Source organism: Bradyrhizobium sp. RDM12 (assembly GCF_051917485.1).
In the GTDB taxonomy this organism is placed as follows: Bacteria; Pseudomonadota; Alphaproteobacteria; order Rhizobiales; family Xanthobacteraceae; genus Bradyrhizobium.
Window position 1 is genome coordinate 6,903,371 of record NZ_CM133064.1, and the last position, 19,287, is coordinate 6,922,657.

The following is a 19,287-nucleotide window of genomic DNA, read 5'->3' on the forward strand; positions in this document are numbered from 1 at the left end:
CACACCGAATACTGGGCGCACCAGGCTACCCGGGGAATCTGGGTGCTCGGCTTCGTCTCGATGCTGATGGACATCTCCTCGGAGATGATCCACGCGCTGCTGCCGGTCTATCTCGTCACCGTGCTCGGCGCCTCCACGCTCACCGTCGGATTCATCGAGGGCATCGCGGAGGCGACCGCTTCGATCACGAAAATCTTCTCCGAGCGCTGTCGGACTGGCTCGGCCGGCGCAAGCTGCTCGCCGCCTTCGGCTATGGCCTGGCCGCCCTGACCAAGCCGCTATTCCCTCTTGCGCCCAGCGTCGGCTGGCTGGTCGCGGCGCGCTTCATCGACCGCGTTGGCAAGGGCATCCGCGGCGCACCCCGCGATGCGCTGATCGCCGATATCTCGCCGGCCGGCCTTCGCGGCGCGAGCTTCGGCCTACGACAATCGCTCGATACCGTGGGGGCCTTCGTCGGACCGCTCGCCGCGATCGGTCTGATGTGGTGGACGGCGGATCATTTTGCCGCGGTGTTCTGGGTGGCCGTTGTGCCGGCGTTTTTGTCCTTCGGACTGATCGCGTTCGCCGTGAACGAGCCGGAGCCGGATCCGAGCAGGGCACCCGCGAGGAACCCGCTCAACACCGCAGCCATGCGGCAGCTTGGGCCCGTGTACTGGCGCGTCGTCGCGGTCGGCGTTGTCTTCACGCTCGCCCGCTTCAGCGAGGCCTTCCTGATCTTGCGTGCGCAGAACATCGGCCTCAATGCGATGTGGGTGCCCGCGGTGCTGGTGCTCATGAACATCACCTACGCGCTGTCGGCCTATCCGGCCGGTGTGCTGTCGGACCGGATCAACCGGACCGCCCTGCTCGCGCTCGGCCTCGTTTTTCTCGCCGGCGCCGACCTCGCACTCGCACTGCTGCCGAGTCTCGGCGGCCTCGCACTTGGCGTCGTGCTCTGGGGTCTTCACATGGGACTGACGCAAGGCTTGCTCTCGGCCCTCGTCGCCGATACTGCACCATCAGCGCTGCGCGGCACCGCCTTCGGCTATTTCAACCTGTTCACGGGGCTTGCCTTGCTGGCCGCGAGCGTGATCGCCGGCGCGCTGTGGGACGCCTATGGTTCGGCGGGCACATTCCTCGCGGGGCTTGGCTTCGCGCTGGCCGCGCTCGTAGGACTGCTTGCGGTCGGCAACGGCTTGACGGCGGAGAACAAGGAATGACGGGGAGCTGTTCATCGTGCTGAGTGGAGTGATCGCCATCGTGGTCGGCAGCGTGCTGGGCGGCTGCGCCCGCTATTTCGTCTCCGGCGCGATCGCGCGGCGGCTGGGCGAGACTTTTCCATGGGGCACCATGACGATCAACGTCACTGGCGCCTTCCTGATCGGCATCTTCGGTGCGCTGGCGACCCATCCCGGCTCGGTGTTCGCCGCGCCCAATCCGTGGCTGTTTGCGGTGACGGGGTTCCTCGGCTGCTACACCACGGTGTCCTCGTTCAGCCTGCAAACGCTGACACTCGCCCGCAACGGTGAGCCGGTGCACGCATTCGGCAATGTCCTGTTTTCGGTCGGACTGTGCCTCGCAGCTGTGAGCTGCGGCTTCCTCCTTGCGGACAGTCTGGGAGGCTAGAGGCAGATGAATTCCTCCTCCGCCGACCGCCGGCGCACGGCGATGCTCTATGCCTGGGTCTCTGCCGGCAGCATCGTCGGCGGGTTGACGCGCTACCTGGCCGGACTGGCCCTCGACACCGGCCCCGGCTTTCCGTTCGCGACGCTGTTCATCAACGCGACGGGCTCGCTCGTCATCGGCTTCTACGCGACGCTGACCGCCCCCGACGGCCGCATGCTAGCGCGACCGGAGCACCGGCAGTTCGTCATGACCGGCTTCTGCGGCGGCTACACCACCTTCTCGACTTTCAGCCTGGAGACTTTCCGCCTGTTTCACGGCGGCATGACATACACGGCGCTCGCCTATGTCGCGGCGTCCGTGGCCTGCTGGCTGGTTTCGGTATGGGCAGGGCACATGATGGCAAGCCGTTACAACCGCTTGACCAGGAGTTGACCATGCAAATCCCCAATCAGGCTGTTTCACTCCGCATTTTTATCGGCGAGAGCGACCATTTCGACGGCAAGCCGCTCTATGAAGCGATCGTGATGACGGCGCGCGAGCGCCACCTTGCGGGTGCCACCGTGCTGCGCGGCCCGATGGGCTTCGGCAAGTCGAGCCGGCTGCACACCTCGAAAATCCTGCGGCTCTCGGAAGACCTGCCGCTGTTGATCGAGATCGTCGACAGCGAGGACAATATCAACGCATTCCTGCCCATCCTGGATGGCATGATGTCGAGCGGGCTGATCACCTTGGAGAAGGTGCAGGTCCTGCAATATGGTGAGAAGGCCGCGAGCTGATCGCCGGCAGGAACCCAAGCCCGCCGTTTACGGGAGGCGGAATGAACGACACTGTCACCACGCCGAAAACCAGGACCAGGACCAAGGTCGAGCGGCCGAAGCTGCACAAGGTGATCCTGATCAACGATGACTACACGCCGCGTGAGTTCGTCACGAGGATCCTGAAGGCCGAGTTCCGCATGACCGAGGATCAGGCCTACAAGGTCATGATCACCGCGCACAAGCTGGGCGCCTGCGTCGTTGCCGTCTTCACCAAGGACGTCGCGGAGACCAAGGCGACGCGTGCCACCGACGCCGCCCGCACCAAAGGCTATCCGCTGCTGTTCACGACGGAGCCGGAGGAATAGCGTATCTCTTCGGCCAGTCCATATACGCGCTGTGCCTTGGAAAATCCTGCGATTGGAAATTCACCAAGCTCGCGCCAGTCGTGGCCGCAGACATTGGCAAAAGCTTCCGAGGCGACGAGGGTCCGTCCGGTCCGGCCCGCGATCTTCTCCATTCTTGCTGCGAGATTGACGGCGGGGCCGATGCAGGTGAAGTCGAGCCGGTTGCCGCCGCCGATATTGCCGTAGAGGATGTTGCCGACATGGAGTGCGACGCCGAACCGGAAGCGCTCGATGACGTCGCCGACCGGAAAAGCGAGCGCCTCGACGCTGGCGCGGGATCGCGTGCGGCTTCCAGCACGCGCGTGCAGACATGCGCGGCATCGCCGACATATTCGTCAATCGGGAACACCGCGAGCAGGCCATCGCCCATGAACTTCAAGACCTCGCCGCCGTGGCCGCGGATCGCCGTGACCTGACAATCAAAATATTGGTTGAGGATCTCGACCACGGTCTCGGCCGGCAGCCGGTCCGACAGCGCGGTGAAGCCGCGCAGATCCGACAGCCAGATCGCAGCCCGAATGGTGTCGTTGTGACCGCGGCGGATCTGGCCGCCGAGGATGCGTGCGCCGGCGCGATTGCCGACATAGGTGTCGAGCAGCATCTCCGCGGTGCGGCGCAGGCTGACGATCTCGCTGACGCGGGCGAGCGGCGCCATGATCATCCGGATCACCGCGATGTCGTCATCGCTGAAGCCGCCGGGTTGGCGCGTGACCCAGCTCGTGGCGTGGGTCGAGCCGTCGAGAAACGGCATCGGCACCGCGATATAATCGGTCACACCTTCGGCGCGCATGTCGTTGATGACCGGAAACCGCGCGCTCTCGGGATCGTCGATCCGGCCCCTGACCTCCACCCCGTGCTCGAACACGATGCGGAGCGGGCTCTGCGCGAATTCGGGTGAGTCCAGGATATCAAAATCGACGGTGCCCATTTCGACCTTCTGGCCCTGCCGCCAGATGAAGTTACGGCCGAAGATTTCGGGATGCAGCGTGCGAATGAAGATGCCGAACCGCCACAGCGGCAGGCCGGCGTCGACGAGACGTTCGCAGACTGCGGCGATCATGTCGGCCGAAGTCCCCGAAGACCTCGCGCCGTCGATCAACCAGTTCAGGACACGTTGAAGCCCGGCGCTTTCCATGGCCGCATTTGCTGACGAAGATGTGGAATCGTCAAGCTGCGCGGTGGGCTTCATGGGGACCTGACGCTAGCTAACGCCCCACCTGCCCGCGGTCGCGCAAAAGTGGTCGGCCAGCACGCAGGCCATCATGGCTTCGCCGACAGGGACGGCGCGGATGCCGACGCAGGGGTCGTGGCGGCCCTTGGTGAAAATCTCGGTATCGGCCCCCTTGCGATCGACCGTCAACCGCGGCTGCAGGATCGACGAGGTCGGCTTCACCGCGAAGCGCACCACGATCGGCTGTCCCGTCGAGATGCCGCCCAGAACGCCGCCGGCGTGATTGGACAGGAAGCGCGTGCCGTCATTGCCGGTGCGCATCTCATCGGCGTTCCCTTCGCCGGTGAGCTCGGCGGCGCCAAAGCCGGCGCCGATTTCCACGCCCTTCACCGCGTTGATGGTCATCATCGCGCCCGCCAGATCGGAATCGAGCTTGGCATAGATCGGTGCGCCAAGTCCTGCCGGCACGCCTTCGGCGACGACTTCAAGCACCGCGCCGATCGAAGAACCGCTCTTGCGGATGCCGTCGAGATAGGTCTCGAAGAACGCGGCCTTGTCCTTGTCCGGACAGAAGAACGGATTTTTGGCGATCTCGTCCCAGTCCCACTTGTCGCGGTCGATCTTGTGCGGCCCGATCTGCACCAGCGCGCCACGCACCTTGACGCCGGGCAGCACTTTTCGCGCGATCGCACCGGCGGCGACGCGCATCGCGGTCTCGCGCGCCGAGGAGCGGCCGCCGCCGCGATAGTCGCGCAGGCCGTACTTCGCTTCATAGGTGAAGTCGGCATGACCGGGGCGAAACTTGTCCTTGATCTCCGAATAGTCTTTCGAGCGCTGATCGGTGTTTTCGATCAGGAGGCCAATCGGCGTGCCGGTCGTCACCTGCACGCCGGTCTCCGGATGAGCCATCACGCCGGACAGGATCTTGACCTGGTCCGGCTCCTGGCGCTGGGTGGTGAAGCGCGACTGGCCCGGCTTGCGGCGATCAAGATCCTGCTGGATGTCTGCCTCGGTAAGCGGGATCATCGGCGGGCAGCCGTCGACCACGCACCCGATCGCCACCCCATGGCTCTCGCCAAAGGTGGTGACGCGAAACATGTGGCCGAAGGTGTTGAAGGACATTGCTCGCTCGCTGGCTGGGGTCCGGCGTGTGGTAACGCGCGGGGGGCGGGGGTCAAACCCGACTGCCCCGGCAGGACCTCAAGCCTTAACTATACTTGTCCAGCCGGCCCTCGCGGAACACGTAGACGGCGCCCTGCTCGATGTAGAGCTCGGCGGCGCTGGCCGGCGTCTCCAGGCCGAGCGAGACCATCAGGGCCCGGCAGGTGCCGCCATGGGCAACCGCGACGGTGTCGGTCCGGAGTTCGTCGTACCAGGCGCGCACGCGGACCTGCACATCGGCGTAGGTCTCCCCGCCCGAAGGCCCCACCGTCCATTTATCGGCGAGGCGCCTGGCATAGATGTCGGGATCTTTCGCCTCGCTCTCGGCCAGCGTCAGCCCCTCCCAGACGCCGTAGCCGATCTCGCGCAGGCGATCGTCCAGCGCATAATCCGCGACCGGCAATGCAAGCTTGTCGCGTGCGAGCTCCATGGTCTGGCGCGCACGACCGAGCGGGCTCGACACATAGGGCAGCGCCGCCTTGTCGCGGCCGTCACGCTTCAGGAGATCGGCCAGGATGAGACCTGCCTGCACCGCCTGGCTGCGGCCGCGCGCGTTCAGCGGAATATCCCTGGTGCCCTGGAGCCGGCCGAGCGCATTCCACTCGGTTTCGCCGTGGCGAAGATAGTAGATCGTGGGCGCGGGCATTGCGGGCGGTGGTCAGTCCTTCGGCGCGTCGGGTCGCATCATACCCAGTACGTTGTAGCCGGAATCGACATGGTGGACTTCGCCGGTAACGCCGCGTGACATGTCCGACAGGAAATACACCGCACTGTCGCCGACCTCCTCGATGGTCACGTTGCGCCGCAGTGGTGCGTTGACTTCGTTATACTTCAGGAGCAGGCGGGAATCCGAGATGCCGGCGAAGGCAAGCGTCTTGATCGGACCGGCCGAAATCGCATTGACGCGGATCGCCTTCTCTCCGAGGTCGGCTGCAAGATATCGCACACTGGCTTCGAGTGCGGCCTTCGCCACACCCATCACGTTGTAGCGCGGCATCCACTTCTCGGCGCCGTAATAGCTGAGCGTGAGTATCGAGCCGCCGTCGATCATCAGCTTCTCGGCGCGCTGCGCGAGCGCGGTGAGCGAGTAGCAGGAGATCAGCATCGACTTGGAGAAATTTTCCGGCGTGGTGTCGACATAGCGGCCGTCGAGCTGTTCGCCATAGGCGATCGCGTGCACGACGAAGTCGATCTTGCCCCATTTCTCCTTGAGCGCATCGAACGCCGCATCGATGGTCGCGGCGTCGGTGACATCGCAATGGCCGAGCACGAGCGCGCCGAGTTCGGCAGCCAGCGGCTCGACGCGCTTCTTCAGCGCATCGCCCTGATAGGTGAAGGCGAGTTCGGCGCCGGCCGCCTGGCATGCCTTGGCGATCCCCCAGGCGATCGAGCGGTTGTTGGCAACGCCGAGGATCACTCCGCGCTTGCCTTGCATCAGTCCTTGCATCAGACCTGAATTCTGCGCCATCTGCTAACGTCCTGTAGCTCTCGTTAGGGTCTGGAGGTACACCAGCCCTCCCCTGCGGTACAGTCCTAATACACGGCGTTAACGCTGTTTCCAGCGCCGGAATAGCCGTTCCGTTCGGGTGTTATGATCGTTGAGGCGCTCGCGCCTGATGTGAAGGACGTCTAGACGCCTATGAGTGCGTTTCGCCAGAGCGTGGAAGCCATGATCCCGGCGTTGCGCCGCTACGCCCGCGCACTCACGCGCGATGCGGACGCAGCCGACGATCTGGTGCAGGATACGCTCGTGCGTGCGTTGCGCTCGGAGCGATTGTTTCTCGGAGGCGACGTCAGGAGCTGGCTCTACACGATCCTGACCAACCTCAACAAGAACCGGCGGCGCTCGCTGGCAAGGCGGCCGCAATTCATGCAGCTGACGGAGAACAACCCGGATGCCAGCGGGACCGAGGCCGAAGGACGCGACATCGAACGCGCACTCTCGACATTGGTCGAGGAGCAACGCTCGGTGCTGCTGCTGGTGATGCTGGAGGGCATGAGCTACCGCGAGGTCGCCGACATCCAGGGCGTGCCGATCGGCACTGTCATGTCCCGCCTGGCACGCGCCCGCGCGCACGTTAAGGCATCGCTGGAGGGCGCGCGCCCGGCGCTCAAGCGGGTGAAATGATGGCAGGATTGATGCATCGCGCATGCCCCGTCCGCTGCACTGAGAGAGAAGCGGCGCAGTTGAACCGCGTCAGATATTTTGGGCCGCAGAGCCAGAGACGACAGATATGAACGACCGCAATATTCCCGTAACCGAAGACGAGTTGCACGCCTTTGTCGATGGCGAGCTGCCGACCGAGCGCCGTGCCGACGTCGAGGCCTGGCTGGCCGCCCATCCCGAGGATGCCGAGCGGGTGCAGTCCTGGCGCGCCATGGCCGAGATGCTGCACGCCCGGTACGACAGCGTCGCCCTGGAGCCGGTGCCGGCCCGGCTGGAGCTCGAGCGGCTGGAACGCCGTCCGCGGCAATGGCTCTACGGCGCCGTTGCGGCCACACTGGTTGCCTTCATTGCCGGCGGCGCCGCCGGCTGGGTGGCACATGGCGCCGCCAACGCACCCTCGACCTTTCAGAGCTTTACGGCGGATGCGCTCGATGCCCACCGCCTCTATGTCGTCGAGGTCCGTCATCCCGTCGAGGTCGGCGGCAACGAGCGCGACCACCTCCAGGCCTGGCTGACCCGGCGCTGCGGCTGGACCGTGTTCGCCCCCAATCTGGAGGCGAACGGGCTGAAGCTGGTCGGTGGCCGGTTATTGCCGGGGCCGAACGGGCCGGCCTCCTTCCTGATGTATGAGGGTGCCTCGGGCGAGCGCTACACGATCTACACCGCCAAGACCGAAACCGGCGCAACGCAGATGCGTTACGCCAAGGCGGACAAGGATGGAGCGCTGTTCTGGGCCGAGCGCGGCGTCGGCTACGTCGTCAGCGGCGGCGGCGCCGACCGCGATCGTCTGACCAAGGTGGCGCAGGCGGTCTACGACCAGGCCGAGAAAACCGGTAGCTAAACAACCGCGCCGTGCCTCGATTCCGTCATTGAAAATCTGGAATGAAGACATGTGTGCGTCTCATTATCGCACCGGGTGCTCACGCGAATATGAGCAGCGTTCGATCCGCCGATCGACGCGGGCGGCCTCGATTGGGGTTTTTGGTACCGCGCTGGTCCCCTCTCGAGGCCGCACCTTTTATCGGCTGCCTTGCTGGACAGTCGACGCCTCGACCATGCGAGCCAAGAATCGCTACCACGCCTCGGCCGTATGATGCGCATCATCTGCTGTAAGATGCCCTAGACCTTAGGAAAACCCCTTTGGTTGGATCTCGCCCTAACCAAGCCCGCTACGTGGATTGTAGGGGTGTTGGTCCCGCCACTTCTCCATCAATGCTTCAAGCTCGGCGTCGTTCCCGTCCGGTAGCGTAATCCTGACCGTGACGAAGAGGTCCCCGGTTCCGCCAGATTTCGGCAAGCCCTTACCTTTGAGGCGGAAGGTCCGGCCGCTGGAGGTGTTTTTCGGGACCGACAGTTCCACGGCATTGCCGAGCGTGGGCACGCGCACCTTGCCGCCGAGCACGGCCTCGTAGAGCGTGACCGGCAAGTCGATTCTGAGATCGGCACCCTCGATCTTGAAGAACGGATGCGGCGCGATGTTGATCGTGATCAGGAGATCGCCGGGCGGATGGCCCTGGGCGGTCTCGCCCTGGCCTCGCAGCCGGATCTGCTGACCCTCGATGACACCGGCCGGAATCTTGACGTTGAGTTCCTTGCCATTCGGCAGCCGGACGCGCTTCTCGCCACCCTTGACCGATTCTTCCAGCGAGACGGACATGGCGACGTTCACGTCCAGATCGAGCCGGATCCCGCCGGTGTCGAATTCGAACTGGGCACCACCGCCGGCCCCAGGGCGAGCGCCGCGCGTCCCACCACCGAACATGCTGTTGAGGATGTCCTCAAACGCGCCCGAACCCTGGCCGGGGCCTGCCCCGCCGGCCCGGAAATTATAGCTCTCGAATCCGCCGGGACCCGCGCGGCCGCGCGGCCGCCGCCGCCCGGAAAGCCCTGGAAGCGCGGCTTACCCTCGGCATCGATCTCGCCGCGGTCGAACTGCTTGCGCTTGTCCTCGTCGCCGATGATCTCGTTGGCCGAATTGATCTCGGAGAAGCGCTCGGCGGCCTTGGGATCATCCTTGTTGCTGTCGGGATGATGCTTCTTGGCCAGCTTGCGATAGGCGCTCTTGATCGCGGCAGCGGTAGCGCTCCGCGGCACCCCCAAGACCTCATAGGGGTCGCGCATCCGTTACGTCTCCTCTTGGGAATTCAATATGTCGAAAGGGGCTGCCCGCCCCCACCTGAGCTTCATGTGGGGAGCGAGTGGCATTTTTGCAACTAGTCCGTCGAGCCGATCCTAAGCTTGGAGCACGATCTTATCGGAAAATTGGCCTCCATTTTTCCGGATCATGCTCAGCTCCGCCACGGCTTTAGCGTATGAATCTCCCAACGGCCACGGCTGCTTTGGCAACCGGCGCCCTGGAGCCAGCTTTCGGTCGTCCCGTTGACATAGCTCGCCAGGAAATCGCGGCACTTGCGGCCGTCCTCGGCAGCGTAGGATTGCGCAATCGGCGTCACCGAGCCGCGCGCGCCGGTTTCGGGATTCTCCCAGTGCTGGCTGGCATCCTTGTCGCCCATGCTCAGCACGTCGGAGGCGGCGTTGCGCGCGAAGGCGAGATCGGTTTCGGTCGGCGGGGCGTTTTTCGCCGGCCGCGCGATCGAACCGGTGAGGTCGTTGTCGTCGGCCTTGGCGTAGGCGCTGGTCTCGGTGCGGGGCAGACTGCAGCCGCCCGCACCGAGCCCGATCAAAATCATCATCATGGCAAGCCCCGACGGCCGCATCGCCGATAGGCCAACGCGTCCCCATGCCCTATATAGGGCCGTAGCAGACAACAGCGCGCTTCGGGCCGCGGGACGCAATTCGGACTCCAGACATGACCGACACGACCTCGATGAAACACCAGACACCCTTAACATCCGGTGATTTCACCGCCGCCGACGAGCCCTTTGCGCTGTTCGAGGCCTGGCTGAACGAGGCGATCAAGAGCGAGCCGAATGATCCGAACGCCATGGCGCTCGCAACCGTCGATCCCGACGGCCTGCCCGACGTGCGCATGGTGCTGATGAAGGGCTTCGATACCGAAGGTTTTGTCTTCTACAGTCATATCGCCAGCCAAAAGGGCCGCGAACTCGCCGCAAATCCTAAGGCGGCTTTACTTTTTCACTGGAAGTCGCTGCGCCGTCAGGTCCGCATCCGCGGCAACGTGTCGCCGGTGACCGATGCCGAGGCCGACGCCTATTTCGCGACGCGACCGAAACAGGCGCAGATCGGCGCCTGGGCCAGCAAGCAGTCGGAGGAGTTGGAGAGCCGCTTCGCCTTCGAGCAGGCCATCGCCAACGTCGCCACCAAACATGTCATCGGCGAAGTGCCGCGGCCACCGGGTTGGAGCGGCTGGCGCATTACGCCGGTGCGCATCGAGTTCTGGCACGATCGCCCATTCCGTCTGCACGACCGCATCGAGTTTCGCCGTGACGCGGCCGGCCAGAAGTGGTCCAAGACGCGGATGTATCCTTGAGCCTTGTCTCGAATCTTGTCTCGAATCTCGTCTCGAATCTTGGGCCGACCTGAAAGATGTCCATGCCGCATTCGTCCAATGCGCCGCGCCGCACGCTGCTTCTGACCGGAGCGAGCCGTGGTATCGGCCACGCCACCGTGATCCGCTTCTCCTCGGCGGGATGGCGTGTGATCACCTGCTCGCGGCATCCTTCCCCGAAGATTGCCCTTGGGATGCCGGCCCCGAGGATCACATCCAGGTCGACCTCGGCAATCCCCAGGACACCGCGCGCGCGATCACCGATATCCGTAACCGCCTCGAAGGCGGCATGCTGCATGCGCTGGTCAACAACGCCGCAATCTCGCCGAAGGGAGCCGGCGGCAGTCGGCTGGGCTCGGTCGACACCGACCTCGACACCTGGACGCACGTGTTCAACGTCAACTTCTTCGCGCCGATCATGATCGCGCGCGGGCTGCTCGAGGAGTTGAAGGCGGCCAAGGGCTCGGTCGTGAACGTCACCTCGATCGCGGGCTCGCGCGTGCATCCCTTCGCGGGCGCGGCGTACGCAACCTCCAAGGCTGCACTCGCGTCCCTGACGCGCGAGATGGCCTCGGATTTCGGTCGCGTCGGCGTGCGCGTCAACGCGATCGCGCCGGGCGAGATCGACACCTCGATCCTGTCGCCGGGCACCGAGAAGATCGTCGAACAGCAGATTCCGATGCATCGCCTCGGCACGCCGGACGAGGTCGCCAAGATCATCTACGTGCTGTGCACGGACACCAGTTCTTACGTCAACGGCGCCGAGATCCACATCAACGGCGGTCAACACGTTTAGGCCAGGTGACGCATGGGCCGGTTTGCGAGCACGGCGTCAACTTACGAGCACTTGCGGCCGCCCTACCCGGGCGCGTTCTTTCGCAGCGTCGCGCAGCAGCTCGGCCTCTCCGAACGATGCGCCTTGATCGATCTGGGCACCGGCCCCGGGGCTCCTCGCGCTCGGCTTCGCCCCCTATGTCGGCCGTATCGTCGGCGTCGACCCTGAAGCCGCGATGCTCGCGCGACGGGCGGCGAAGCGCGCGTGGCAGGAGCTCACACTGATCGCAGGCAAGGCCGAGACGCTCGCCTCCGAGATCGGCGGGTTCGACATCGTCACGATCGGCCGCGCGCTACATTGGATGGATCGCGACGCGACGCTCGCGCGGCTCGATGGACTGGTTGCGCGCGACGGCGCGATCCTGCTCTGCGCCTCCTTCTCGGCCATCGACGGCCGCAACCCATGGCTTGATGGCTACAACGAGATCCGCCGCCGCTGGTCCTCAGCGCAACTCTGGGAGGAGGCCGGCCGGGGCACGCGGACCCATCGCGACCTTGCCGCGTTCTTCCGCGGCAGCGCCTTTGCGCCCACCGAGCTCGTCACGGTCGAGACCAGCCACACGGTCAGCATGCAGGACCTGGCGCAACGCACCCTCACCTACTCGTCGTCCTCACCGGAAAGCCTAGCCGACAACGTCGAGGCGATGTTGCACGACGTCGAGAGCCATCTGGCATCGTTCAGCCGCGACGGCTTGATCGCCGAGACCATCGTCTCGACGGCGCAAATCGTGAAGCGCTAGATGATTGGCCGCGAAAGGCGGGAAGCAAGGCGATCCAGATAACGCCGCCGCAAGACTGGATCGCCCGCCCTTCCTTCCACTCCTCAATCCAGGCGAATCCGACGCGACCGTTCGCGCAGCCGCGGAGCGGCGGCTGCGTTGAATGCAGTCGAGCAATCGTCATCGTTCTCGCCATCGAGCAGCGGAGCACCACAGTGCCGGCACATGCGCGCCGACAACGACGGCGCCTTGCCGCTCGCCACGGCCTGACGATAGCTCGTCAGGTCGATGACGTTGCGGGGCGTCGTTATGTGTTTTTCAACCATGGCTGTTCCTCGCGGCTAACCCGCTGGTTATGGCAGACAAGTTTCGCGCAAACGTTCAGCCCACTGCTCAAATTTTACCGGAGGAATTGGGGCACAGCACGCGCATCACCGCGTAGCCGCAATGACGCTCTATTCTGCGACACCATCAGCCTCGTCTCTGCGACGGGCGTAAGGTCTCGGTCACTATTTTCGGAGCGCAGGCCAGCTCAGAGCCACTTCTTCCATTTGAAGATCCAGTACGGGACGATCGCGGCGCACACCATCAACACGAGCGCAAAGGGATAACCGTGCGTCCATTCGAGCTCCGGCATCGACTTGAAGTTCATGCCGTAGATCGAGGCGATCAGCGTCGGCGGCATCAGGACAACTGCCATGACCGAAAATAGTTTGATGATGTTGTTCTGCTCGAGATTGACGACACCGAGCATGGCGTCGAGCACGAAGGTGATCTTGCTGGAAAGATAGGAGGCGTGGTCGGTCAAGGATGCGACGTCGCGCTGCATGGTCTTGAGCTGCTCACGCATGTCCTTTGACCATTTCACGCCCTCCACCACCGCGGACAGAAACGTGACGACGCGGCCGATCGACACCAGGCTCTCGCGAACCTTCGAGGTCAAATCGCCCTTGCGGCCGATCGAGATCAGGATCTGGGAATATTGCTTCGCGTGGCCGTGCCGCTCGCTCTCGGGCTCGAAGATGTCGTGCGAGACCTGGTCGATCTCGGCGCCGCAGCGTTCCAGAATATCGGCGCAGCGGTCGATCACGGCGTCCAGGAGTTCCATCAGCACCATCTCGCCGGTGATCCCCGGGGTGCAGGTCCGCGCCAGCTTGGCCTCGACCAGGGCGAACGGCTTGGGCTGGTCGTAGCGCACCGTGACCAGGCGATGGTCGCCGAGGATGAAGGTCACCGCGGTGGTCCGGGGCATGTCAGTGTCGGAGTGGCACATCAGCGTCGCGGTCATGTAGCGGGCGCTGTTCTCGATATAGAGGCGGCTGGAAATCTCGATCTCCTGCATGTCCTCCCGGGTCGGGATGGCGATCCCCAAGAGCCGTTCCACGGCCTTGTCCTCGGCCGCGGTCGGGTTGACCAGGTCGACCCACACGGCGTGGTCCGGCACGGCGGCGAGATCGTCGACAATGGCCTTCTTCAGGGAGGAGTCGGTCGGAACGAACACAGAAAACATGAACAACTCCAGCGAAGGCCTGCGACAGATTGACAGCGCTTAGCGCGATTCTGACAAGTTCACGATGACAAGCACATTAACGGAGCGTTTGCATTTGTGGCGACGACACGGCTCAACTGTGGCGCGGAATCGACAGGTTGGCATTTTCCGCCCAAAAACCGGCCGAAGCCCGTAAAACTTGCGGCAAAAAAGCCACAGGTTGGCTCTCGCAGCGCGGGAAAAGCCCCTAAGCGCTGGAATTGTGGCAGATTTCAACCATAATGAAATCAACGGAGTCGAAGGCCTTGGGCGCTACGCACAGGACCTGCGCGGTGTTGTTTTGATTGGAACCGAACCATGTCGTCGCTGAAAGTTATGTTGGGAATTTTGGCTGCCGGTTTCATGCTGTCGGGCTGCATGCAGGCCACGCATTACGAAGCCACCAACACCCAGAATTTCAAGCCGAAAGACAAGGAACTCCTTGCCAAGATCCGGTACGAGAATACGCCGGTAGCAGAGCCGTTCCGTCGCGCCATCGTCGACTATCACCGCAAGGAGGCGCCGGGCTCGATCGTCGTCGATTCCGACAACCATTACCTCTATTATGTGATGGATGGCGGCAAGGCAATCCGCTACGGCATCACCGTCGGCGAAGAGGCCATGGCTTGGTCCGGCATTGCCAAGGTCGGCAGCATGACAGAATGGCCGGCCTGGCATCCGACCCCGGCGAGATCTCGCGTCTTGGCGTGCCCACCTTCGTCGCTCCGGGCCCGGACAATCCGATGGGTTCGCGCGCGCTGTATCTGTATTCGGGCGGCAAGGACACGCTGTTCCGCATCCACGGTACCAACCAGCCTGAATATATCGGCGCCTCGATCTCCTCGGGCTGCATCCGCCTGACCAACGAGGATGCGATCGATCTTTACGGCCGCGTCAAGCTCGGCACCATCGTGGTTGTGCTCGAGCCCAAGCACGGTGATTCCCCTACAACTCGCGGCTTGCACTGCAGGGTGGCGGCAACAGCAACTCGCAATACTGACCGCTTTCGGACAAAGCTTAAAAGGCGCCGATCTCACCGGCGCTTTTTTGTCGCCGGCTTGCTCTTGCCGGAGTCGGGCTCGGGCTTGTCCGCCGGCGCGGCAGGCTTCGCGCTCTCCCGATCGTCAGCCCCACCATTTGCTCCATCCTTGGCGCCCTCCGACTTGGCCGCAACCTCGCGTGGCGGCGCCTCCTCGGGGCGCTCGGCCGGCAGCAGGGGCGCGACCTGGGGCAAGGGATCCCAGACGTTCCACTGGCAAATCCGGTAGTCGTTGCGTCGCTGCGCCAGATCAAGGTGAATGTGGTCTTCGTGGTACCAGTCCGAGCCTGGACCGAGCACCGTGGAAAAGCGCGAGCAGACCGAATGCAGCACGCGCTCGCGCACGTCGCGTGACAGCGTGCGGTCGGTCAGGCCGATCGACTGGCCGTTGGCAAGCTTGAGCGAGCGCACGTCGAGCGCGTTGGCCTTGCCGTGCTCGGACAGCATCGCGCCGACGACGCGGTTGCGGCCGCGGCACTCAAAACTGTCGAAATTGTCGAGATCAGTAATGGTCGAGCCGAGGCTCGCGGCCAGCGGCACCATGTCGGTGCGGACCCAATCGGCAATCGCTGATGCCATGGTGCAGCGGAGGATTGCCGCCGGCTTGACTGCGACCTTGCGCTTGTCCGGCAGTACGATCGCTTCCAGCCGCACCAGATCCTCGCCTCCGCAGGCGCCGGGGCCATGGATATCGGGAATGGAGGGCGCGACCGCGATCTCCTCGGTCAGCGCCATACGGCAGGCCGAGGGCTGCTTCTCGGGCGGCGGCGCGGCCTCGCCCGGCTTGCCCGGTTTATCCGCAGAAGGCTTGCCGTCGGCCTCAGGCGCGGCCTTGTCCGTTGCTTGGGGGGCCTCCTCGGGGCGTGGCATTGGTAGCGGTATCTTGGCGGAGTGAGCGCTCCGGTGCGGCCGTGGCGTACCAAGACCAAAGATATCGAGTGGCGCAGCATAGTTTCGCGCCGCCGCCCGATCCGCGAGCACAAGCGTCAGCCCGAGCGCGGCGGTAACCATTGCCGCGCGGGCGGACATATTGCCGCGACAAGACCATTTGCGGCGAAAGTCCGGCAGGCTAAAACTCATGACAATTCTTTGGCCCTGCGCTGAGAGCGAAAACGCACCCAGCGACTTCTCGGAGGAACGTCTGAATGCTCGGCTTGATGCAAGATTGGCCCCTGCTCTGCCACCGGATCATCGAACACGCTGCCAGGATTCATGGCAAGCAGGAGGTCGTGACGCGATCGGTCGAGGGACCGATTCACCGCACTACCTACGCCGAAATCCACCAGCGCGCGCTCAAAGTCTCGCAGATGCTGGAGCGCGACGGCATCAAGCTCGGCGACCGCGTTGCCACGATCGCCTGGAACACCTGGCGCCATCTTGAAGTCTGGTACGGCATCATGGGCATCGGCGCCATCTGCCACACCATCAATCCCCGCCTTTTCCCCGAGCAGATCGCCTGGATCATCAACCATGCGCAGGATCGCATCGTGATGGTCGATCTCACCTTTGTGCCGGTCGTCGAGAAGCTCGCCGACAAGCTCCCAAGCGTCGAGCGCTACGTGATCCTCACCGACAAGGTGCATATGCCCGAGACCACGTTGAAGAACGTCGTCGCCTACGAGGACTGGATCGCCGAGGCCGACAGCAAATTCAAATGGAAGGACTTTGACGAGAACACGGCGGCCGCAATGTGTTACACGTCGGGCACGACCGGCGATCCGAAGGGCGTGCTGTATTCGCATCGCTCCAACGTGCTGCACGCGCTGATGGCCAACAATGTCGACGCGCTCGGCACCAGCGCCTCGGAGACGATGCTGCCGGTGGTTCCGCTGTTCCATGCCAACAGCTGGGGCATCGCCTTCTCCGCACCCTCGCAGGGCACCAAGCTGGTGATGCCTGGCCCCAAGCTCGACGGCGCCTCGGTCTACGAGCTGCTCTCCACCGAGAGGGTGACGCACACCGCCGGCGTGCCGACGGTGTGGCTGATGCTGCTCCAGCACATGACCGCCAATAACCTGAAGCTGCCGCACCTGAAGATGGTGATCTGCGGCGGGTCGGCGATGCCACGCTCGATGATCAAGGCCTTCCTCGACATGGGCTCAAACGTCCGTCACGCCTGGGGCATGACCGAGATGAGCCCGATCGGCAGCGTCTCGGCGCTGAAGCCACCGTTCCAGAACGCGACCGGCGATGCGCGGCTCGACGTGCTGCAGATGCAGGGCTATGCGCCCTTCGCGGTCGAAATGAAGATCACCGACGATGCCGGCAAGGAACTGCCCTGGGACGGCAAGACCTTTGGCCGCCTCAAAGTCTCCGGCCCCGCAGTGGCCAAGGCCTACTTCCGTCTCGATACCAACATCCTCGACGAGGATGGCTTCTTCGACACCGGCGACGTCGCGACAATCGACGAGGGCGGTTACATGCGGATCACCGACCGTTCCAAAGACGTGATCAAGTCCGGCGGCGAGTGGATCTCCTCGATCGACCTCGAGAATCTCGCGGTCGGCCACCCGGCCGTGGCAGAGGCCGCCGTGATCGGCGTCTTCCACCCCAAATGGGACGAGCGGCCGCTGCTGATCGTGCAGCTCAAGCAAGGCCAGCAGGCCACGCGCGACGACATCCTGAAATACATGGACGGCAAGATCGCCAAATGGTGGATGCCCGACGACGTCGCCTTCGTCGAGGGCATCCCGCATACCGCGACCGGCAAGATCCTGAAGACCGCGCTGCGCGACCAGTTCAAGGACTATCGCTTTCCGAACGCCGCGGCCTAAAGCCCACGGACAGCGCCACGTCGGGTTCGGCCCCTGATCATCAGGGGCCTCTTTCCTTCCGGTCACGCGACCAAAGACGAATTGGAGCCGCCCCGGCGGCTTCCTAACGTCGCGCCGAACTTCAAGCCAACAAAGGGAACGCTCAAGATGAAATTGTTTGCGCTACGAATGCTGCCGTGGCTGCTGGCCGCGTCGATTGCGGCCACCACCGGCACAAAGGCGGCCGATAACAAGGTCGTGATCGGGGATATCGATGATATGTCGGGTCTCTATGCCGACGTCATCGGCCCCGGCGGCGTCGAGGCGGCCAAGATGGCGATCGAGGATTTCGGCGGCAGCGTCCTCGGCAACAAAATCGAGTTCATGGTCTCGGACCATCAAAACAAGCCTGACCTCGGTGCGCAGAAATTCCGCGAATGGGCCGACCGCGATGGCGTCACCATGATCCTCGGCGGCTCGAACACCGGCGTCAGCCTGGCAATGAACAACGTTGCCAAGGAGAAGAAAGTCCCCTTCATCGCGATCGGCGCCGCTGGTGCATCGCTGACCGGCAAGGACTGCACACCCTACACCGTGCACTACGTCTACGACACCACGGCGCTGGGCAACGGTACCGCCAAGACCATGGTGAAGCAGGGCGGCAAGACCTGGTTCTTCCTGACGGCAGACTATGCCTTCGGCACGCAGTTGCAGGAATCCGCCTCGAAGGTCGTCGAGGCCAATGGCGGCAAGGTGGTCGGCGCGGTGCGCGTGCCGCTCTCGACCTCCGACTTCTCCAGCTATCTGCTTCAGGCCCAAAACTCGGGTGCGCAAGTCTTGGGCCTCGCCAATGCCGGCAACGATTTTACCAACTCGATCAAGTCCGCCGACGAATTCGGCATCGCCAAGACGATGAAGCCGGCCGCGTTGCTCGCCTTCATCAGCGACATCCACAGCCTCGGGCTGAAGACCGCGCAAGGCCTCTATCTAACCACCGGTTGGTACTGGGATCTCAACGACAAGACCCGTGCCTTCGCCAAACGTTACTATGAGAAGACCAAGCGCGAGCCTACCATGAACCAGGCGGGCTACTATTCGGCCACCTTGACTTACCTCAACGCAGTCAAGGCAGCCGGTACGACCGACGCCGACAAGGTGATGGCCGAGCTCAAGAAGATGAAGATCGACGACATGTTCACCAGCAACGGCAAGATCCGCGCCGACGGGCTGATGGAGCATGAGATGTACATCATGCAAGTGAAGAAGCCCGACGAATCCAAGCAGCCCTGGGACTACTACAAGCTGGTGCTGACCATGTCAGGCGAAGAGGCATTCGGAAAGTTGTCGGACTCGGCCTGCCCGCTGGTCACCCACTGAAGCCTGGTCAGGTTCAAGGGCGACATGAGAGGCGCGCCTGTTGACGCGCCTCTCCCTGCCCCTCAAGGCTGGTCGGGAAATCCACCTCTAAGGGACCACGCCAGCGCGTGTCGTGATTGCCCCTTGCTCCCTCATCTCCCGCGGCTTCACCATGGCCCCTCGCGCGAACCGCCATACATACTGTGTGGTTCGCCGTCGGCCGTTGGTTCGGCCGCGACTGCCCCGGATTGTCACCGGTTCAGAACCGGGCATAAACCGCTTCACAGCCTTGCGGAAAATGCGCTAGGTCAGCTTGCTCCCGT

16 protein-coding genes and 6 pseudogenes are annotated in these 19,287 nt (G+C 63.8%); 13 read left to right on the forward strand and 9 right to left on the reverse strand.

Going from position 1 to position 19,287, the window contains the following annotated elements; genetic code table 11:
* Positions 1-36 precede the first annotated feature (36 nt).
* The 5 genes and pseudogenes from ACTGJ9_RS33690 (at position 37) to clpS (ending at position 2,728) form a co-directional block, all read left to right on the forward strand.
* A pseudogene (locus tag ACTGJ9_RS33690) lies at positions 37-1,199 on the forward strand (MFS transporter).
* Positions 1,200-1,206: 7 nt separating this feature from the next.
* Positions 1,207-1,605 (forward strand): fluoride efflux transporter CrcB, encoded by a 399-nt coding sequence (gene crcB, locus ACTGJ9_RS33695; RefSeq protein ID WP_456678713.1) that lies wholly within the window; start codon positions 1,207-1,209, stop codon positions 1,603-1,605.
* A gap of 6 nt (positions 1,606-1,611) precedes the next feature.
* The gene (gene crcB / locus ACTGJ9_RS33700; protein WP_456674556.1) at positions 1,612-2,037 is read left to right on the forward strand and encodes a fluoride efflux transporter CrcB; all 426 of its coding nucleotides are present in this window, start codon (positions 1,612-1,614) and stop codon (positions 2,035-2,037) included.
* A 2-nt stretch (positions 2,038-2,039) separates the two neighbouring features.
* Positions 2,040-2,381, forward strand: coding sequence for a DUF190 domain-containing protein (locus ACTGJ9_RS33705; protein ID WP_100179236.1), 342 nt, complete (start codon positions 2,040-2,042; stop codon positions 2,379-2,381).
* Positions 2,382-2,422: 41 nt separating this feature from the next.
* Complete coding sequence (gene clpS / locus ACTGJ9_RS33710) at positions 2,423-2,728, forward strand: ATP-dependent Clp protease adapter ClpS (protein ID WP_456674557.1); 306 nt, start codon at positions 2,423-2,425, stop codon at positions 2,726-2,728.
* Here clpS and ACTGJ9_RS33715 read toward each other — a convergent pair.
* The 4 genes and pseudogenes from ACTGJ9_RS33715 to fabI form a co-directional block, all read right to left on the reverse strand.
* Positions 2,692-3,902, reverse strand: a pseudogene (locus ACTGJ9_RS33715) (adenylate/guanylate cyclase domain-containing protein). The gene clpS and the pseudogene ACTGJ9_RS33715 overlap by 37 nt on opposite strands.
* Before the next feature lie 70 nt (positions 3,903-3,972).
* A pseudogene (aroC, locus tag ACTGJ9_RS33720) lies at positions 3,973-5,060 on the reverse strand (chorismate synthase).
* Between the two features lie 85 nt (positions 5,061-5,145).
* Complete coding sequence (locus tag ACTGJ9_RS33725; RefSeq protein ID WP_456674558.1) at positions 5,146-5,745, reverse strand: histidine phosphatase family protein; 600 nt, start codon at positions 5,743-5,745, stop codon at positions 5,146-5,148.
* Positions 5,746-5,757: 12 nt separating this feature from the next.
* A complete protein-coding gene (fabI, locus tag ACTGJ9_RS33730) occupies positions 5,758-6,567 on the reverse strand; it encodes an enoyl-ACP reductase FabI (RefSeq protein WP_456674559.1) in 810 nt (269 codons plus the stop codon).
* A 171-nt stretch (positions 6,568-6,738) separates the two neighbouring features.
* Here fabI and ACTGJ9_RS33735 point away from each other — a divergent pair, with 171 nt between their 5' ends.
* Complete coding sequence (locus ACTGJ9_RS33735) at positions 6,739-7,227, forward strand: sigma-70 family RNA polymerase sigma factor (RefSeq protein WP_456674560.1); 489 nt, start codon at positions 6,739-6,741, stop codon at positions 7,225-7,227.
* Between the two features lie 106 nt (positions 7,228-7,333).
* Positions 7,334-8,107, forward strand: a complete 774-nt coding sequence (locus ACTGJ9_RS33740; RefSeq protein ID WP_456674561.1) for an anti-sigma factor family protein — start codon at positions 7,334-7,336, stop codon at positions 8,105-8,107.
* A gap of 315 nt (positions 8,108-8,422) precedes the next feature.
* Here ACTGJ9_RS33740 and ACTGJ9_RS33745 read toward each other — a convergent pair.
* Positions 8,423-9,387, reverse strand: a pseudogene (locus tag ACTGJ9_RS33745) (DnaJ C-terminal domain-containing protein).
* Between the two features lie 167 nt (positions 9,388-9,554).
* Positions 9,555-9,962: an RT0821/Lpp0805 family surface protein gene (locus tag ACTGJ9_RS33750; protein ID WP_456674562.1), complete on the reverse strand. Its 408-nt coding sequence runs from the start codon at positions 9,960-9,962 to the stop codon at positions 9,555-9,557.
* 113 nt (positions 9,963-10,075) lie between these two features.
* On the opposite strand from ACTGJ9_RS33750, the gene pdxH reads away from it, so the two are divergent.
* From pdxH to ACTGJ9_RS33765, 3 genes and pseudogenes are all read left to right on the forward strand, one after another.
* Positions 10,076-10,717: a pyridoxamine 5'-phosphate oxidase gene (pdxH, locus tag ACTGJ9_RS33755; RefSeq protein WP_456674563.1), complete on the forward strand. Its 642-nt coding sequence runs from the start codon at positions 10,076-10,078 to the stop codon at positions 10,715-10,717.
* Positions 10,718-10,779: 62 nt separating this feature from the next.
* Positions 10,780-11,531: pseudogene (locus tag ACTGJ9_RS33760) on the forward strand (SDR family NAD(P)-dependent oxidoreductase).
* Positions 11,532-11,718: 187 nt separating this feature from the next.
* Positions 11,719-12,309 (forward strand): methyltransferase domain-containing protein, encoded by a 591-nt coding sequence (locus ACTGJ9_RS33765; protein WP_456678714.1) that lies wholly within the window; start codon positions 11,719-11,721, stop codon positions 12,307-12,309.
* Positions 12,310-12,392: 83 nt separating this feature from the next.
* Here ACTGJ9_RS33765 and ACTGJ9_RS33770 read toward each other — a convergent pair whose 3' ends face one another.
* Positions 12,393-12,614 (reverse strand): hypothetical protein, encoded by a 222-nt coding sequence (locus tag ACTGJ9_RS33770; protein ID WP_456674564.1) that lies wholly within the window; start codon positions 12,612-12,614, stop codon positions 12,393-12,395.
* Positions 12,615-12,820: 206 nt separating this feature from the next.
* Positions 12,821-13,798 carry a magnesium transporter CorA family protein gene (locus ACTGJ9_RS33775; protein WP_456674565.1) on the reverse strand — a complete coding sequence of 326 codons (978 nt, stop codon included), beginning with the start codon at positions 13,796-13,798 and terminating at the stop codon, positions 12,821-12,823.
* 336 nt (positions 13,799-14,134) lie between these two features.
* Here ACTGJ9_RS33775 and ACTGJ9_RS33780 point away from each other — a divergent pair.
* Positions 14,135-14,816 (forward strand): annotated as a pseudogene (locus ACTGJ9_RS33780) (L,D-transpeptidase).
* 33 nt (positions 14,817-14,849) lie between these two features.
* Here ACTGJ9_RS33780 and ACTGJ9_RS33785 read toward each other — a convergent pair.
* Positions 14,850-15,935, reverse strand: a complete 1,086-nt coding sequence (locus ACTGJ9_RS33785; RefSeq protein WP_456674566.1) for an extensin family protein — start codon at positions 15,933-15,935, stop codon at positions 14,850-14,852.
* A 65-nt stretch (positions 15,936-16,000) separates the two neighbouring features.
* Between ACTGJ9_RS33785 and ACTGJ9_RS33790 the strand changes: the two genes are divergently transcribed.
* Positions 16,001-17,629: a fatty-acid--CoA ligase gene (locus ACTGJ9_RS33790; protein ID WP_456674567.1), complete on the forward strand. Its 1,629-nt coding sequence runs from the start codon at positions 16,001-16,003 to the stop codon at positions 17,627-17,629.
* 147 nt (positions 17,630-17,776) lie between these two features.
* The gene (locus ACTGJ9_RS33795) at positions 17,777-18,985 is read left to right on the forward strand and encodes an ABC transporter substrate-binding protein (protein ID WP_456674568.1); all 1,209 of its coding nucleotides are present in this window, start codon (positions 17,777-17,779) and stop codon (positions 18,983-18,985) included.
* The last annotated feature ends 302 nt before the right edge of the window (positions 18,986-19,287 follow it).

Excerpts from the sequence above, each read along its gene's own strand:
- ACTGJ9_RS33775 (WP_456674565.1), bottom strand. The coding sequence starts at position 13,798 with ATGTTTTCTGTGTTCGTTCCGACCGACTCCTCCCTGAAGAAGGCCATT.
- ACTGJ9_RS33790 (WP_456674567.1), top strand. The coding sequence starts at position 16,001 with ATGCTCGGCTTGATGCAAGATTGGCCCCTGCTCTGCCACCGGATCATC.
- pdxH (WP_456674563.1), top strand. The coding sequence starts at position 10,076 with ATGACCGACACGACCTCGATGAAACACCAGACACCCTTAACATCCGGT.
- ACTGJ9_RS33750 (WP_456674562.1), bottom strand. The coding sequence starts at position 9,962 with ATGATGATGATTTTGATCGGGCTCGGTGCGGGCGGCTGCAGTCTGCCC.
- crcB (WP_456674556.1), top strand. The coding sequence starts at position 1,612 with ATGAATTCCTCCTCCGCCGACCGCCGGCGCACGGCGATGCTCTATGCC.
- ACTGJ9_RS33785 (WP_456674566.1), bottom strand. The coding sequence starts at position 15,935 with ATGAGTTTTAGCCTGCCGGACTTTCGCCGCAAATGGTCTTGTCGCGGC.
- ACTGJ9_RS33705 (WP_100179236.1), top strand. The coding sequence starts at position 2,040 with ATGCAAATCCCCAATCAGGCTGTTTCACTCCGCATTTTTATCGGCGAG.
- ACTGJ9_RS33735 (WP_456674560.1), top strand. The coding sequence starts at position 6,739 with ATGAGTGCGTTTCGCCAGAGCGTGGAAGCCATGATCCCGGCGTTGCGC.
- ACTGJ9_RS33740 (WP_456674561.1), top strand. The coding sequence starts at position 7,334 with ATGAACGACCGCAATATTCCCGTAACCGAAGACGAGTTGCACGCCTTT.
- clpS (WP_456674557.1), top strand. The coding sequence starts at position 2,423 with ATGAACGACACTGTCACCACGCCGAAAACCAGGACCAGGACCAAGGTC.
- ACTGJ9_RS33795 (WP_456674568.1), top strand. The coding sequence starts at position 17,777 with ATGAAATTGTTTGCGCTACGAATGCTGCCGTGGCTGCTGGCCGCGTCG.
- ACTGJ9_RS33725 (WP_456674558.1), bottom strand. The coding sequence starts at position 5,745 with ATGCCCGCGCCCACGATCTACTATCTTCGCCACGGCGAAACCGAGTGG.
- ACTGJ9_RS33770 (WP_456674564.1), bottom strand. The coding sequence starts at position 12,614 with ATGGTTGAAAAACACATAACGACGCCCCGCAACGTCATCGACCTGACG.
- fabI (WP_456674559.1), bottom strand. The coding sequence starts at position 6,567 with ATGGCGCAGAATTCAGGTCTGATGCAAGGACTGATGCAAGGCAAGCGC.